Below are 16,677 nucleotides of genomic sequence, written 5' to 3'. Positions count from 1 at the left end.
ACTTGTACTGAGGAAAACCTAATGTCCAAAATCGTTAAAGTGCTTGGCCGTGAAATTATCGACTCCCGTGGTAACCCAACTGTAGAAGCAGAAGTACATCTGGAAGGGGGCTTTGTAGGTCTGGCTGCTGCTCCATCAGGTGCATCAACCGGCTCTCGTGAAGCGCTGGAACTGCGTGATGGCGATAAATCTCGCTTCATAGGTAAAGGTGTACTGAAAGCAATTGCTGCGGTCAACGGCCCGATTGCACAGGCTCTGGCTGGTCAGGATGCGAAAGATCAGGCTAACATCGACAAGATCATGATCGAGCTGGATGGTACTGAAAACAAATCTAACTTCGGTGCTAACGCGATTTTGGCTGTTTCTCTCGCTAACTCCAAAGCAGCGGCAGCAGCGAAAGGTATGCCTCTATACGAGCACATCGCTGAGTTGAACGGTACTCCGGGTAAATTCTCCATGCCTCTGCCAATGATGAACATCATTAACGGTGGTGAGCACGCAGATAACAATGTAGATATTCAAGAATTCATGATCCAGCCAGTTGGTGCAAGCACACTGAAAGAAGCTGTGCGCATGGGTTCCGAAGTATTCCACAATCTGGCAAAAGTGCTGAAAGCAAAAGGCATGGGCACTGCGGTGGGTGATGAAGGCGGTTATGCGCCAAACCTGGAATCCAACGCAGCAGCGCTGGCAGCAATCAAAGAAGCGGTTGAGCAAGCGGGTTACGTACTGGGTAAAGATATTACTCTGGCGATGGACTGTGCAGCTTCTGAATTCTATAACGAAGAAACTGGCAACTATGAACTGAAAGGCGAAGGCAAAATTTTCACCTCTCAGGAATTCACTCATTATCTGGAAGGCTTGACTAAAGAGTATCCAATCGTTTCTATCGAAGATGGTCTGAACGAATCTGATTGGGACGGTTTTGCTTACCAGACTAAAGTGCTGGGTGACAAAATCCAGTTGGTTGGTGACGATCTGTTCGTAACCAACACCAAGATTCTGAAAGAAGGTATCGAAAAAGGCATTGCAAACTCCATCCTGATTAAATTCAACCAGATCGGCTCTTTGACTGAAACTCTGGCTGCAATCAAGATGGCAAAAGATGCAGGTTACACAGCGGTTATTTCTCACCGTTCTGGTGAAACTGAAGATGCAACTATTGCTGATTTGGCAGTAGGTACTGCCGCGGGTCAAATCAAAACGGGTTCTATGAGCCGTTCTGACCGTGTTGCTAAATACAACCAACTGATCCGCATTGAAGAAGCATTGGGCAATCGCGCTCCTTTCAACGGTCTGAAAGAAGTGAAAGGTCAGGCATAATTGTCGACTGTTTCCTCTAAAAAATAAATATTATTTATGTTTAGGCGAAAGGGAGTATACTTTTTCGCCTTTTTAATAAAAGAAAATTTTATTTCTTATGGTGATTATTTACACCGTAACAGTACAAAAGTGTGATATGACAACAAAAGTCCTGTTCCTTTTCTGAACTATTTATTAATAAATTAACAAATCCCACGTATTAGATCCCAAAATTATGTAACTCATATTTTCTTCCTTGTTAATACTCCTTATTATTTCACATGTAATGTAATTCTTTAACATTTATAGCAATGATTCATTAATTATTCTTTTTTACATTACAGAGTTATGTTTCATTGTTTTATGGAGTCTTCATGGACGCTTCTGAATCTTTAACCCCAGCGGTTGGGCCTACACCCTCAAATAAAAGAGGCTTAATTATTCTCGCGCTGGATATCATCTTGCTTGTAGCATTGCTTAAGTTTTTGCCTTATGGAGAAAAAGCGAATGCAGGCTTGGCATTACTGGCATTTGTTGGTGTGTTATGGTTAACGGAAGCCATTCACGTCACCATTACTGCACTGTGTATTCCTATTCTGGCTGTTGGTATGGGATTGCTGAATACCGGTGACGCGCTGAAATCTTTCGCAAACCCGATAATCTTTCTGTTCTTTGGTGGCTTTGCTCTAGCAACGGCGCTGCATATCCAAGGTCTGGACAGGTTGATAGCTAATCGTTTGCTGATGATTGCCCGCGGGCGCTTATCTGTGGCGGTATTGCTGATATTTGGTATTACTGCGCTACTTTCCATGTGGATCAGCAATACTGCAACTGCAGCAATGATGTTGCCACTCATCCTTGGTATTCTGGCAAATCTGGATGTTCGCACTGAACGCAATACCTTTGTATTTGTACTGTTAGGGGTTGCATACAGCGCCAGTATTGGTGGTTTGGGGACGTTGGTAGGCAGTCCGCCAAATGCCATTGCTGCCGCACAGCTGGGTATGGATTTCTTTACATGGATGAAGTACGGCGTGCCAATGGTGATTATTCTGTTGCCTGTTATGGTTGGGATAATGTACATCATGCTGCGTCCAAATCTAAATCACAAATTTGATCTGGAATTGGAACATTTGGAATGGAATGGTAAGCGTGTTATTGCCATGACTATCTTCCTGTTAACAGTAGTATGCTGGATTTTCAGTTCATTGATCAGTGATGCTCTGGGCGGTGTCAAAGATCTGGATACGATTATTGCAGTGAGTGCTGCGATTCTGATTGGTATCACTGGTGTATCAACATGGTCACAGATTCAAAATAATACAGAATGGGGCGTGTTGATGCTATTCGGTGGTGGTCTGACACTGAGTGCTGTCTTGAAAAATTCTGGTGCCAGTGAAGTTATGGCGAATGGCATGGCCACAGCTTTTGGTGCAAGCCCTTGGTTTGTGATCATCATTGCGGTTACTGCGTTTATTATCTTCCTGACAGAATTCACCAGTAACACCGCGAGTGCTGCGTTACTTGTGCCTATTTTTGCCACAGTTGCAGAAGCTTTGGGAATGCCAGTTATGGCTTTAACCATGATAATTGGTATCGGTGCATCCTGTGCATTTATGTTGCCTGTAGCAACCCCACCTAACGCGATTGTCTATGGTTCCGGCTATATCAAACAAATAGAAATGGTCAAAGTGGGTATGGTGTTGAACTTGGCATGTATTGCCATTATTTCTGTGGTTGCCTGGTTCTTCTGGATGTAATAATTGGAATAAAATCATGTGAGAATCGCCACCTACAAGGGTGGCGATTGTTTTTTTAGTCTTCTTTAGTACTGATATAGATGTTTTTCACTTCAGTGTAAGCATCCAGCATCATCTTATGGGTTTCGCGCCCAAGTCCTGATTTCTTGTAGCCTCCGAAAGGAGCGTGGGCGGGCAGCTCGTGATAGGTATTGATCCACATACGGCCTGTTTTTACCGCTTTCGCTACACGAAGAGCACGATTAATATCTTGCGTCCATACCGCACCTGCCAGACCATATTCGGAATCATTGGCCATTTCGATAACGTCTTCTTCATTGCTGAATGGAATGACACATAGCACTGGCCCGAAAATTTCTTCCTGCGCAACCCGCATATTATTAGTCACATTGGCAAGAATTGTCGGCTGGATAAAGAAACCATCATCATATCCCGCTCCTGTCATGCGTTTTCCACCTGTCAGGATGGTTGCACCTTCCTGTTTGGCAAGGTCGATGTAACTCAAAATAGTATTCATCTGCTCTTCACTAACCTGGCTGCCCATTTCTGTTTCTGCCAGCATGGGGTCTCCCACCTTGACTGATTCAAACACAGTTTTCAGTGAATTCAGGAAGTTATCGTGAATATCTTTATGCAGGAACAGACGGGCACCGGATTCACAGGCTTGCCCTTGATTCAGCAAAATAGCATTAGCAGCATATTTGATTGCCTTTTTCATATTGGCATCAGGGAAGACGATATTGGCAGATTTACCGCCCAATTCCAGAGTTGCAGGAATGAGTCTTTTCGCTGCTGCTGCGGCAACGTTGTAGCCGATTTCAGTTGAGCCGGTAAAGGCTACCTTGTCAATGCCTTCATGGTCGAGGATCGCTTGACCCACAACTGAACCACGCCCCGTGACAATATTGACAACGCCCGGTGGCAGAACTTGACTCATGATACGCCCCAATTCGAGTAGAGTTATTGGGGTTAAGCTTGCAGGATTAATAACAATAGTATTACCGGCAGCAAGAGCAGGTGCGAGTTTCCAAGCCGCCATCAATAACGGGAAATTCCAGGGAATGATCTGCCCTACCACACCAATGGGTTCTCTGATTACTAAGCTCAGTGTGTCGTTATCGATGACATCACTAGCATCAGAATGAGCACGGATAACCCCGGCAAAATAGCGGAAATGATCAACAGAAAAAGGAATATCAAAATGACGGCACAGGGTTTGAGTTTTACCACCATCTAGAGCCTCAAGGACGATAAAGCGCTCAGCTTCTGCTTCCAGCAGGTCGGCAATTTTCAATAATAGAGATTGTCTTTCAGACGCGGAGGTTTTACCCCATGCTGGCAGGGCTTTTTGAGCAGCCTTGACAGCAAGCTCAACATCTTCGACATTACCTGCTGCATATTCTGTCAGTAATTCACCTGTTGCAGGGTTGTAGCTTTGCAGCGTATTTTTTGAAACACTATCAACCCATTCACCATTAATCAACATCTTATAAGATTTACAAGGCAATAATTCTTTCTCAATATTATGTAGTTTTTTCATTATATTCTCCGGATATTTTGATTTTAAGTATACTAGGATATATATTTGAAGGTGATTATCCGGTTAATTCTTAATTTTCACTGAAGTTGAAATAAAATATAACAGTTCTATATCAATAAATATAAACCTTAATAGATAAAACAATTCTTAATAGGTAAAACAACTATATAAATGAATTTTTTCCGACTGTGATTTATTTCCATGATGGTATGTCTATACCAAAATAAATAACGATCTAAAATAAATAACGAGAATACCCACTCAAAATGAGTGGGATTCAGGATAAAAATTATTTTGCGGTTATCCAGAAAGCACCACTGCCATCAAGTGCGGTAAATGTTTTATGGACATAAATATTATCAGCTTGAGGGTCAATATCTTTGAAAAGTTCGGGATGTAACCACTTTGCAATGGCTTCTACAGCAATAATATTAAATGGAGTATCATAATATTGATGATAAATAGCCATAACGTGTTTTTCACGATACGATTTCAGAACTTTCAGCTTGGGGCGAGAGAGTAATTTTTGGAAACGTTTTTCGGATGTTGTCAGATCACCAGTATAACCTAATGGAACAGATTGGCTGTTTGAATGAACAGTGTCCCAATCTGCCACCGTCATCAGATAATAATCGGGATTAGTAGCCAATAATTGCTCTTCATTAATTTTTCCTCCCATACCTGAAAACCATTTGCTACCTATATTATCACCGCCTGCGGCAGTAACAAACTCGCCGAAATTATTGCTGGCAAAAGTATTGCAACAATCTTCAGCACCTAACATTCCTGCATGGCGTTCAATAAAAACGCTGGGGATTTGCTTAGAGGATAATGCCGCAATACGTTTAGTAATCATGGATAGACGATTTTCATAAAACTGAATGAATTTGTTGGCATTTTCTTCCTGTCTGAAGACTTTGCCTAATAATCTCATACTGGGAACAGTATTGGCTAAAGGGTGTTGGCGAAAATCGATGAAAATGACAGGAATACCTATTTTCTCCAATAAGTTAATTGTATTGCTGCTATCCAGTTTTGGTTTCAAACCAATATCGAAAATAACCATATCAGGATGATAAGTCATGGCTTTTTCGACGCTGAAATCACTGGTATAAGGATTAGGGAAGACCGGGATTTTTTTTAACAGAGGAAATTTCTTTTCATAAGCTGTTGCAAGATCAGGGGCTTTTTTCTCCAGTGCATTATCCCACGCTGCAATGCCTTTCAAAGGTTCAGAGGGATGCAGGATATTCAGGGCAATAACCACTCGGCTATCTGCTAGCATGGCTCGTTTAACAGGTGCATTGACCGTCACTTCACGCCCTGCGACATCTTTAACCATAATTTTTTCGGCTTGAGCATATAATGGTAATAATATGAATAACATAGACAGAAAGTATTTTATGGAGTAATGAATGGCAGGCATTGTTTCTCCTTAGGAGGGCATATTGAAGAGTCTTTGTATTATTTCAGTTTAAAATAGATAATAATAGTTATTATTCAAGTCAATCAACTATTTTTACACTTTATTAGGCTAAAAATTTTAACCTTTACGCTTTTAATTTAATAACAATCGGTTATGGCGTCACCATCATTATACCCTTCGTCTTTCAAGTTGCCTCTTTGTTGGCTGCGCTCACTCACCCCGGTCACTGTTGTTATGAACATAGAATTATCTATGCTCCCGGGGATTCGCTCCCTTGCCGTCGCGACGCATCTTGAAATCCATTGGGTATAGAAGGCATAATCTGAATTTATAAATGTCTATTAAAGCTGTTTTTAAATCACAATTTTTTAACAATTTGATGGGGTGTTTTTATAATAAAAGGAAGATTTATTTCATATAACCTATAAGCTGAAAATTTACAGTTGAAAATTAATCTGAATATATAAAATTATATTTTCGAAAAAATATCTAAATGTTAAAGATAAATTAATAATAGAATTGGAGGAATCATATTGAAATATTTCAGTATTGTATCCGATGAATTCGATACTAACGGAAATGGTACGGAGATCGGTTGCTTTTTTCGCAGCGATAATGTCATTGTTGGGAGGATGACTAGCAGAAAGCTACGGTATCAGGTTGCCATTTAAAATAACGGGTGTGACTTTTATGCTTATAAAACAAGAGCTAGAAGTAAACGCTTATTAATGACATAAAGTAATAAATAATCAAGTTATAAATATTCCTGATTTAGTAATAAAAATTTTCCTTAAAACGATTTATATGCTCTACTTCTGCTATTATTGCTTTATCGGTAATCGGTGGGGTTGATCATGAGAAAATTGTTAACAGTTTGTTTATTGGGATTTATATTGGTTGGATGTGATAATCAACTCAGAATTGATGGAACAAATGAAATTGCTGTAAAAACATCCATTGAAAAAATCAGAGATACTTTATCAGAAGATAAAAAATTACAATTTGATGATTCATTGAATGTTGCCATGACCAATAGTATCGACTTTGATGATTTGTTTAAGGATAACAAAGATGGGAATATCCAATATGGAGATATACAAAAGTTGGAACAGAGATTTTTTCAATCCCTTCATGGAAAAACTGCTGATCAAGTCATTGAAGAAGCTGAAAAAATTAAAGCAGCGAATATAATTAAAAGATAAATGTATTATAAATGTACCTGATAACATAGTGCATTTGATAACAATAATGTACTTGCGCTGATATTGCCTCGAATTCTTTAATCAAGGTGCCCTGATTGAAGGGCATTTTGTGGTTTTAGCTAAGTTTATTCCATTAAATTTGTCACAATAATATTAGCTTTTCTCCACATTGTCGGCAAACATAGCAATTTTTTCCTCTGAGAATTTTATTGTGCTGTCTTATTGTCAGCTCATGTTGCTGACAGCTGCAACAATAAATGAATATTTTACTGCGGACAGAATGTACAGGGAACTGATGTGTCCGGCTGGCTTTTACTTTAAATATTGTTTCCATGATAAAGTGCCACTCTTTTCCGTGTGGGGCAACCTTGCCAAATTGATGATAAGCCAATAGATGCGCCAATTCATGTGGAATAACTTCATCAATGAATGTTTGTTGATTTTCGATTAACAAAATAGGATTCAGGCGGATCTCCCAATCTTGCAGTCGGGCAGTGCCGGCAGCTGTTCCTCGTTGCTGATAGGTTATGTGGGGTTCAGGAAAATTTTGCTGCCAAAAATAACTCGCCTGAGTTAATTTTTGTCGCATGGTGTGCATAACAGTTTGCTGTAAGGAGAGGGGAACTCTAACGAATTTCATTGCGGCGGAATACTGTTTTTTTAATCATAATAAAAACCCGCAGTGCTGCGGGTTTCATATATTAGCAAAGAATTATTTCAATCCTGCTGCTGAGCGCAGAATTTCAGCTTTATCTGTTGCTTCCCAAGGGAACTGTTCACGACCAAAATGTCCGTAGGCTGCGGTATCGCGATAGATTGGGTGTAACAGATCCAACATTTTAATCAGACCATAAGGGCGCAGATCAAAGAATTCACGCACTAATTGAGTCAGTGTTGAGGTTGGAATTTTCTCTGTATCGAATGTTTCCACCATGATAGATGTCGGTTCAGCAACCCCGATGGCGTAAGACACTTGGATTTCACAGCGATCAGCCAAACCTGCCGCAACGATATTTTTAGCAACGTAACGTGCTGCATAGGCTGCTGAACGGTCAACTTTGGATGGATCTTTACCTGAGAATGCACCACCACCGTGACGAGCCATACCACCATAGGTATCAACAATGATCTTACGACCAGTCAGACCACAGTCACCCATTGGACCACCGATCACGAAGCGACCTGTCGGGTTAATGAAGTATTTGGTCATCGGAGTAAGCCATTCAGTAGGCAGTACAGGCTTGATGATCTCATCCATCACAGCTTCTTGTAGCGCTTTTTGAGCGATATCTTCGGAGTGCTGGGTTGAAAGTACAACTGCATCAATACCAACAATCTTGCCATTATCGTACTGGAAGGTTACCTGACTTTTTGCATCAGGACGCAACCACGGTAGAGTACCGTTTTTACGCACTTCAGCCTGACGCTCAACCAAACGGTGTGCATAGGTGATAGGTGCTGGCATGAGAACATCAGTTTCGTTGGTTGCATAACCAAACATCAAGCCCTGATCTCCTGCACCTTGCTCCAGAGGATCTGCACGATCAACACCCTGATTGATATCAGGAGATTGTTTACCTATTGCGCTGATAACGGCACATGAGCTGGCATCAAATCCCATATCGGAACTGGTATAGCCGATTTCACGTACAGTACGGCGAGTAATTTCTTCAATATCCACCCAAGCGCTAGTGGTGATTTCGCCTCCAACCATCACCATGCCTGTTTTAACATAAGTTTCGCAGGCAACTCGAGCCTTAGGATCTTGCTCTAAAATTGCATCTAGAACGGCATCGGAAATCTGATCGGCAATTTTGTCTGGATGTCCTTCTGAAACAGACTCAGAAGTGAAAAGATGTGTAGTCATTATATTTTATTACCTTAAATATAATCTTGGTTTAAGGGCGGATGTTTTACCATCTAGACGGCTATTTTAAGTTACTCTTGCCAAGGTTACCAGTTTTTTTAATTTTAAATATCTTTCGGTGCGTGACACTTTAGCTTTCCCCTTTGAAAAGGATGGAGGTACTCGTTTCATTTAGGTCAATTTCATTTTGCAATTTTATTGGATTACAGGTATAAACTGCGCGCGTAACATAAGTTAATTTTTGTACTTAAAGTTACAGGTGTTTGCAGGAAATGTATGCGTGTCCTGCTTCTCAATTGAGAAACGGCTTGCTGCAAGTAAGCCATGTGGGGTGAATGGGGTTATGAACCATTATCTGCTGATTGTTAACGGCCAACAGCCACATTATGTCATTGATGTCTTCACATCTTATTCCTTCCTTTTGAATATACTCTCATTCCGATGTTACTCGTAACACATAAGTGGGTAATATTGAGTTGGCATCATTCATATAGCCACACAGTAAATATCACACAGTAAATATATTGTTTAGTACTCTCTAAACGTCCTTATAATTTAAGAGCATGCTGTTCCCTGACATTTTTTAATGCGCAAGATACGCACGATAAAATAGTGTCTTGGGTTATTGACCTTACAGGTGAAGGCAAACCTCGACTCCATAAAGGAGACTGCCATGAATGATAATATCGCTCGCAAAATGCGTCAGACCTATAACATCGCATACTGGAGCGGCAACTATTACTATGTCAATGATCTGGGTAATGTCAGTGTTTGCCCAAACCCTGATTTACCGGGAGCTCAAATTGAACTCGCCGATCTGGTGAAGAAAGTTCAGGAAGAAAAAGAACAATTGCGTTTGCCGGCATTGTTTTGTTTTCCCCAGATCTTGCAACATCGTTTGCGTTCGATTAATGGGGCGTTTAAGCGCGCCCGTGAATCTTATGGGTATAAAGGGGATTACTTCCTTGTTTACCCGATTAAGGTGAACCAGCAGCGCCGTGTCATTGAAACATTAGCAAACGCTGATGAACCAGTTGGATTGGAAGCAGGTTCCAAAGCGGAATTAATGGCAGTCTTGGCTCATGCAGGCATGACAGGTACTGTGATTGTTTGCAATGGTTATAAGGATCGGGAATATATTCGTCTGGCGCTGATCGGTGAAAAGCTGGGACACAAGGTGTATCTGGTTATCGAGAAGATGTCTGAAATCGCTATGGTGCTGGAAGAGGCTGAGCGCCTCAATGTGATACCACGTCTTGGGGTGCGGGCACGTTTGGCTTCACAAGGAGCGGGAAAATGGCAGTCCAGTGGTGGAGAGAAATCCAAGTTTGGTTTGGCTGCGGCGCAGGTATTGCAATTGGTTGAGATGTTGCGTGCAGTAGGGCGCTTGGATAGTTTGCAATTGCTGCATTTCCACTTGGGTTCCCAATTGGCGAATATTCGTGATGTGGCAACGGGTGTACGTGAATCTGCACGCTTTTATGTCGAGCTGTCTAAACTGGGTGTCAATATTCAGTGCTTCGACGTAGGTGGTGGATTAGGTGTCGATTATGAAGGCACACGCTCTCAGTCAGAATGCTCGGTTAACTACGGTTTGAATGAATACGCAAATAACGTTATTTGGGGAATTGGTGATGCATGTGAAGAACACGGCCTGTCTCACCCGACAGTTATTACGGAATCCGGTCGTGCATTGACAGCTCATCATACAGTTTTGGTCTCCAATGTGATTGGGGTTGAACGCAATGAATTCACTGAAACAACGCCACCGGCAGAAAATGCAACGCGTCCCCTGACCAGTCTGTGGAAAACATGGACGGAGATGCAATCTGACGGCAGCCGCCGCTCCCTGCGTGAATGGTTGCATGATAGCCAGTTTGATCTGCATGATGTTCATACTCAGTATGCTCACGGTATGTTGAATCTGTCAGAGCGTGCATGGGCGGAAGAACTGTATTTAAATATCTGTCGCCATATTCAGCAGGATCTTGATCCAAGCAATCGTGCCCATCGTCCGATCATTGATGAATTACAAGAGCGCATGGCAGATAAATTTTACGTGAACTTCTCGTTATTCCAGTCAATACCGGATGCGTGGGGAATTGATCAGCTTTTCCCGGTCTTGCCGATTGAAGGGCTGGATAAGCCGCTGGATCGCCGTGCCGTTCTGTTGGATATCACCTGTGATTCTGACGGTACGATTGACCATTATGTTGATGGTGATGGTGTGGCGACAACAATGCCAATGCCCGCTTATGATCCAGAAAACCCGCCATTGATCGGTTTCTTTATGGTCGGGGCCTATCAGGAAATTCTGGGCAACATGCATAACTTGTTTGGTGATACAGCAGCCATTGATGTTTATTTTGCAGAAAATGGTGAAGTAACTTATCAGCAAAGCGAAGAAGGTGATTCTGTCGCCAATATGCTGCAATACGTCAAACTTGAGCCGCAGATACTGTTGACTCGTTTCCGTGATCAGGTGAAATCGGCTGATCTGGACGAAAATTTACAGGAACAGTTCCTGCAAGAGTTTGAAAACGGCTTATATGGTTACACTTATTTGGAAGATGAGTAATCTTTATTAGTTATTAACCTTCATTAATTGACCTTCACTAATAGTCATTCTTAGTCAAGCTCTTAGCCAATACTTTGGCTTTGAATGGCTATTTGTTATCTATATTTGCAATCTTCTCATAAATATATTTCCATTATTTTTTCTGATACCACTATTCTGATGCCATTTCATTATTATTTGAAACAGTTAGTAGATTTTTTTAAAAAATAATGTAAATCTGACAGAAGAGTGGTATGAAAAATTTTTTATGTGGGAATGATGTTAAACGATATTGTGAGGTTAAAAGTGGCAAAAATATCCAAACAAATATTTAACAATCCAGAACTACTAAATGAATATTTTGATCCCGATACTATAACTGCCTGCATTGTACCGATCCGAGCTAAATTTATTAGTAAAGATAGTCGATCATTAAGAGACAAAATACACACACATCAAAAAGGAATGTTGATATCTCTAAATAGTGGTATGGCAAAACTAATATTAACAGACACCACATATGATATTTTAGCTAATCAAATCGTATGGGTACCTGCTGGTACTCCTCACGAAGTTACTTTAAAAAATGAAGCTGAATTCAGAGCAATTTATATTGATCAGGAAATTTTCCCCCAACTTCCTAAAGAAGTGAAAATTTACAATGCCACGTCGCTTATGCACGAGATTATTGAATCAATATGTGACATGTCATTCAATTCTAATTGGAATGTAGGAATAGAATATCATTTGCAGTCCATTTTAATAAAAAATTTATCTTCAATTATAAAAGAAAATAAACTTCCTGAAATCCCACATGATTATAGAGTTAATAATATACTTTCTTCATTTATTAAAAAAGAGCTATTACCCCCAAAATTAAATAAATTTATAACTATCGTTGGAGCCTCAGAAAGAACTATTCATAGATTATTTATCAAAGAAACGGGAATGAATTATCAACAATGGCGTCAAAAATATAGATTGACTCTATCGATAAATTTATTACTTTCAGGTAAGAAAATAACAGAGGTTGCTTATATTTTAGACTTTTCATCAACTAGCGCATTTATTTCCTTTTTTAGAGAAAGATTAAATATTACGCCAAGCAGATATAAGAAATTGAATTCATAAAGGTCATCATTAAAATGATTATGTGGTTACATAATCATTTTAACAAAAATAAGCAGCTCTAAAACATTATCATTCCCGCTATAATAGCTATATATACTATAGTTTTTCTTCAATTCTTAATAGGCGATTGTATTTAGCCAGAGACTCTGTTCTGGCAAAAGAACCAAATTTAACTTTATCTGTTTTTAAAGCTACCGCTAAATCGGCTATACTTGTATCTTCTGTTTCCCCAGAACGTCTGGAAAGAATAGTCTTATAACCAACTTGTTTAGCATAAGATACCAAGTTAATTGTTTCAGTTACTGTTCCAATCTGATTGGGTTTAATTAGTATAGAATTAGCGATACCTTTAGATAAACCGTCTTTAAATCGCTCAATGTTGGTTGTGAATAAATCATCACCAACTAGTTCAATTCTTTTACCAACAGCCTGTGAAAGAGCAATCCATCCTTTGAAATCATCTTCAGCTAAAGGATCTTCAATTAATGAAATAGGAAATTTATTGCAAATATCTTTTAAATAAGTAACAAAATCATCTGTGGATAGAATATTACCGTCGGTTGCAAGATGGTATTTCCCATTTTTAAAAAACATTTCAGCGGCAATATCCATGCTTAAATTGACTTCTTTTCCAACTTCATAACCTGCATTATATATAGCTTCCATTAGTAATAATAAGCCATCTTCATTCGATTTTAATGAGGGCATAAAACTACCTGTACCAGAAACGCCTATACACATGTTGCTTTTTAGCAGAATATCACGAAGTTTAAGATAGATGTTTTTTCCAATCTGCATGGAATCCTTTAAATTTGTTTTATTTGAGACAATAATTTGAAAATCTTGAAAATCACAATTCCCATCACCATGCCTTCCCCCAGACAGCATAGAAAAAATTGGTTGAGGAATAAAAAGATCGTCATCTTTCTTAAGATATTCATAGAGATAAACGTTTTTCTCAATCGCAGCAGATTGAGCTACAGCTAAAGAGACACCTAAAATAGAATTGGCACCTAAGTGACTTTTATTATTAGTTCCATCCAGTTCAATTAAAATATTATCAATTGATTCCTGTTCGAAAGGCGATAAACCACATATTTTTGGTTTAATTATTTTATTAATAATATCAATGGCACATTTTACTCCTTTTCCATCAAATCTATTTTTATCATTGTCACGAACTTCAATTGCTTCATATTTTCCTATTGAACTTCCTGTTGGAATAATTACGCGACCTCTATTTCCTGTATTAAGGATTACTTCAACTTCTAACGTAATATCTGCTCTTGAGTCAAATACTTCGCGTGAAATAATATCAATTATTTTAGCCATAAATATTCTCAACTAGTCTTTTTGAACGTAAAAGTCAGTAATGGATTTTGCTAATTTTCCTGAAGGTAAAGTTAATGGTTTTAATACTGCATCACAATAAAGCCCCCAACTGGCAATAATGGCTGAATGCCCCCCACGACCTCCGGCAACAACTAAATCAATATCAAGTGGTGAGCGTGTTGCGGGTATTTTCTCTCGCTCAGAGAATTGCTTTGGTCTGACAGGGACTATTCCTTTTCCATCAACATCAGAACGGAGATTATAAATTTCCTCATGTAAATATTGTCGAAGACCATTTTTTGTCCATCCTGAGTTCGTTAAAATTTTAACATGGTCAGGTGTCAAAATAACCATTATCCGACCCGGTACATAGGCATTCATTCGCCCAAGATGAGTTGCACTATCAATAATGACAGATAATAAACTATCGGCATCCTGACTTAAGAAATCCACAACATCTGTAGGAGGTTCTCCCTTCATGAGATAAACCGTTGTAATTTCCTTGTCATAATTTTCTTCATTGATGGTTTCCCATGGGCTATTCTCTATACTTTCTGCAAAACAATAGGTAAATTCAGCGGGAGATCCCAAACAACCTAAATCAGCTTTTCCCGGGTAAGCCCGACAGACATTTAAAATTGTTAAATTAACTGCTCTTCCGATGGTGGCATTTGCCCGAAATCCCGGTCCTAAACATCCTTGCCCCGAATTCATTCCTATTTCTTTGGCTATTGGCCCACTGACGAGAACAAGGTTTCCACCGTTGTAAGAAGTGGTAATTGATTGCTGGAAATTAAATTTACTTTCTGCCATTGCATAAAATGTTGCAATGATAATAGGTAAATATTGAGGTTCACAACCTGCCAGAATACTGTTAATAATAATATCATTAATAGTAATATTCTGTCCTGAGGGGCCAGCTTCCGGAATAACTACTTTGTCTACTGGCTCCTGGCAATATTGCTGCATTTGGATATATCTTTCCTGTGTCGGTGGTATTATAGGTAATCCATCACCAATAGAAAGATTATCATATTCCTTCATTAATTCATCTGAGTTTATAAGTCGGATTTCTTTTTTATCTGAGTTTACTTTATCTAAATCCATTTTAGGTTTTAATATGGATAACTTATCTAATTCAACTTCATTTTTAGTCAGAGAACTAATGATATATTCTTTTTGTTTCTCAATTTCATTCTCTATTTCTTCTATTTTACTTGCTTGATATATATCTATATGGCAAATACACAACTTACCAAATCGATAAAATGCGACATGTTCTGCTAAATAATTGCCTGGAGGTGAAGTAATTAATAATGCGGGTATTCCTTTTTTCTCTAATTCACCAGCCAGAATGGTTGTCATTACTGAAGTTCCCATATCTGCCAGGGCGATTATTGCAGCAGAGTAGTTATTCTTTGATAATTCTGAAGCCAGCTCTCTAATCTGTTGCGTCATGGTTCCTCGAACAGATTGGCAGACGTATTTGATATTTATTATGTCTCTTTCTTTGAAAATGTTTATAATGCTTTTGTAAATTTGGCTATAGTTGCAAAAACTAAGTTTGGTATTATCAAAAAATAATATCTCTCTGTTTTTGTGTTCTGAAATACTAACTCTCTTAGCCAGTTTAATAACTTCACAAGCCAGATTTCCTCTAGGATCATAAGTCCAATAATCATTATCATTAGTCATGATCGTCTCCAAATTGTTTTTATCTTTTACAGTATCGTAGAATAACGCTATCTTAATTAATATCTAAATTCTGTCATAATGTATCAAATATCTGACATCTGACATCACTTAATTTAACATGAAGTTATGTTTCCAATTTTAGTATGATATACTATTAAAAATTTTAGAGAGATGGATAGTGAAATGACGCAATCTTTATTAATTTATATTTTGGCTATAAAATCATTATCTTCGCCTGTTAAGATCATTTCAAAAAATGAAAAAAATAATTTTTTAACGGATGAAAACTTGATCCTTGAAGATAAGGAAGTTGTTTATATGTTTGATAACGGGGTAAGTATTCTTTATCTGGAAGAGTCTGAAAAAGAGGATAATGAATCTTCTGAAGAGTTATGCCAAGAGAAATGGATGAGTTATAAGGTACTGGATAGTAACGGATTTTTAATTACTCCGCGCGAAAAGAATTTTCATAATATATGTCAAGAAAAATATTGGGTTAAGAGTCAGATATTACAAAGTAATATGTTGTAGATTAGTTGTAGAACAACCAATTTGTAACTGTATCAGAGATTATTCAGAAAGTTTCTATTGATTTACCGTTGATGATTACGGTGCTATTATTACTAAAAATATTTAATACATTATCTTGAAATTGATCAAATCAGGGAATATCAATAATCATTGCAGATTCAAATAAGATGGGATCTACATTGTTACAAATAATCGCTGATGGCGCATTACCTTTCTGAGCTGCTTCATAGATTATAAAACTTGGATTCGCATGATAGGTGCAATTTCTGAAAAAGGTGGTCAGTTGCTATAGTAGGCATCTTTCTCGCCAAAGGAAAATGCGCTATGGCCTATA

At 38.8% G+C, this 16,677-nt stretch carries 13 protein-coding genes; 6 read left to right on the top strand and 7 right to left on the bottom strand.

Annotated elements, in window-relative coordinates; all coding sequences use genetic code 11:
- Positions 1-21 precede the first annotated feature (21 nt).
- Both eno (BM135_RS03315) and BM135_RS03310 read left to right on the top strand, forming a co-directional pair.
- The gene (eno, locus tag BM135_RS03315; protein WP_092517794.1) at positions 22-1,323 is read left to right on the top strand and encodes a phosphopyruvate hydratase; all 1,302 of its coding nucleotides are present in this window, start codon (positions 22-24) and stop codon (positions 1,321-1,323) included.
- 353 nt (positions 1,324-1,676) lie between these two features.
- A complete protein-coding gene (locus BM135_RS03310) occupies positions 1,677-3,062 on the top strand; it encodes an SLC13 family permease (RefSeq protein WP_092517792.1) in 1,386 nt (461 codons plus the stop codon).
- A 55-nt stretch (positions 3,063-3,117) separates the two neighbouring features.
- Here the strand turns inward: BM135_RS03310 and BM135_RS03305 are convergent, their stop codons facing one another.
- Together BM135_RS03305 and BM135_RS03300 are read right to left on the bottom strand one after the other, a co-directional pair.
- Positions 3,118-4,602, bottom strand: coding sequence for an aldehyde dehydrogenase family protein (locus BM135_RS03305; RefSeq protein WP_092517790.1), 1,485 nt, complete (start codon positions 4,600-4,602; stop codon positions 3,118-3,120).
- 289 nt (positions 4,603-4,891) lie between these two features.
- On the bottom strand, positions 4,892-6,028 hold the full coding sequence (locus BM135_RS03300) for an ABC transporter substrate-binding protein (RefSeq protein WP_092517788.1): 1,137 nt from the start codon (positions 6,026-6,028) through the stop codon (positions 4,892-4,894).
- An 854-nt stretch (positions 6,029-6,882) separates the two neighbouring features.
- Between BM135_RS03300 and BM135_RS03295 the strand changes: the two genes are divergently transcribed.
- Positions 6,883-7,230: a DUF6694 family lipoprotein gene (locus BM135_RS03295; RefSeq protein ID WP_092517786.1), complete on the top strand. Its 348-nt coding sequence runs from the start codon at positions 6,883-6,885 to the stop codon at positions 7,228-7,230.
- 142 nt (positions 7,231-7,372) lie between these two features.
- Here the strand turns inward: BM135_RS03295 and BM135_RS03290 are convergent, their stop codons facing one another.
- Positions 7,373-7,870 carry a SprT family zinc-dependent metalloprotease gene (locus tag BM135_RS03290; RefSeq protein WP_092517784.1) on the bottom strand — a complete coding sequence of 166 codons (498 nt, stop codon included), beginning with the start codon at positions 7,868-7,870 and terminating at the stop codon, positions 7,373-7,375.
- A 72-nt stretch (positions 7,871-7,942) separates the two neighbouring features.
- A complete protein-coding gene (gene metK / locus BM135_RS03285) occupies positions 7,943-9,097 on the bottom strand; it encodes a methionine adenosyltransferase (protein WP_092517782.1) in 1,155 nt (384 codons plus the stop codon).
- Between the two features lie 673 nt (positions 9,098-9,770).
- Between metK and speA the strand changes: the two genes are divergently transcribed.
- Entirely contained in the window at positions 9,771-11,675 is a 1,905-nt protein-coding gene (speA, locus tag BM135_RS03280; RefSeq protein ID WP_092517780.1) for a biosynthetic arginine decarboxylase, read from the top strand.
- 285 nt (positions 11,676-11,960) lie between these two features.
- On the top strand, positions 11,961-12,785 hold the full coding sequence (locus BM135_RS03275) for an AraC family transcriptional regulator (RefSeq protein ID WP_092517962.1): 825 nt from the start codon (positions 11,961-11,963) through the stop codon (positions 12,783-12,785).
- A 96-nt stretch (positions 12,786-12,881) separates the two neighbouring features.
- Here the strand turns inward: BM135_RS03275 and eno (BM135_RS03270) are convergent, their stop codons facing one another.
- Together eno (BM135_RS03270) and BM135_RS03265 are read right to left on the bottom strand one after the other, a co-directional pair.
- Entirely contained in the window at positions 12,882-14,117 is a 1,236-nt protein-coding gene (gene eno, locus BM135_RS03270; RefSeq protein WP_092517778.1) for a phosphopyruvate hydratase, read from the bottom strand.
- A 12-nt stretch (positions 14,118-14,129) separates the two neighbouring features.
- Positions 14,130-15,812 carry a hypothetical protein gene (locus tag BM135_RS03265; protein WP_092517776.1) on the bottom strand — a complete coding sequence of 561 codons (1,683 nt, stop codon included), beginning with the start codon at positions 15,810-15,812 and terminating at the stop codon, positions 14,130-14,132.
- 183 nt (positions 15,813-15,995) lie between these two features.
- Between BM135_RS03265 and BM135_RS03260 the strand changes: the two genes are divergently transcribed.
- Complete coding sequence (locus BM135_RS03260; RefSeq protein WP_092517774.1) at positions 15,996-16,343, top strand: hypothetical protein; 348 nt, start codon at positions 15,996-15,998, stop codon at positions 16,341-16,343.
- 130 nt (positions 16,344-16,473) lie between these two features.
- On the opposite strand, the gene BM135_RS17870 is transcribed toward BM135_RS03260, so the two are convergent.
- On the bottom strand, positions 16,474-16,575 hold the full coding sequence (locus BM135_RS17870; RefSeq protein ID WP_422646150.1) for an aconitase X swivel domain-containing protein: 102 nt from the start codon (positions 16,573-16,575) through the stop codon (positions 16,474-16,476).
- Between the last annotated feature and the right edge of the window lie 102 nt (positions 16,576-16,677).

The organism is Xenorhabdus japonica (assembly GCF_900115195.1).
Classification (GTDB): domain Bacteria; phylum Pseudomonadota; class Gammaproteobacteria; order Enterobacterales; family Enterobacteriaceae; genus Xenorhabdus; species Xenorhabdus japonica.
This window is presented reverse-complemented; position numbering and strand designations above follow the sequence as displayed.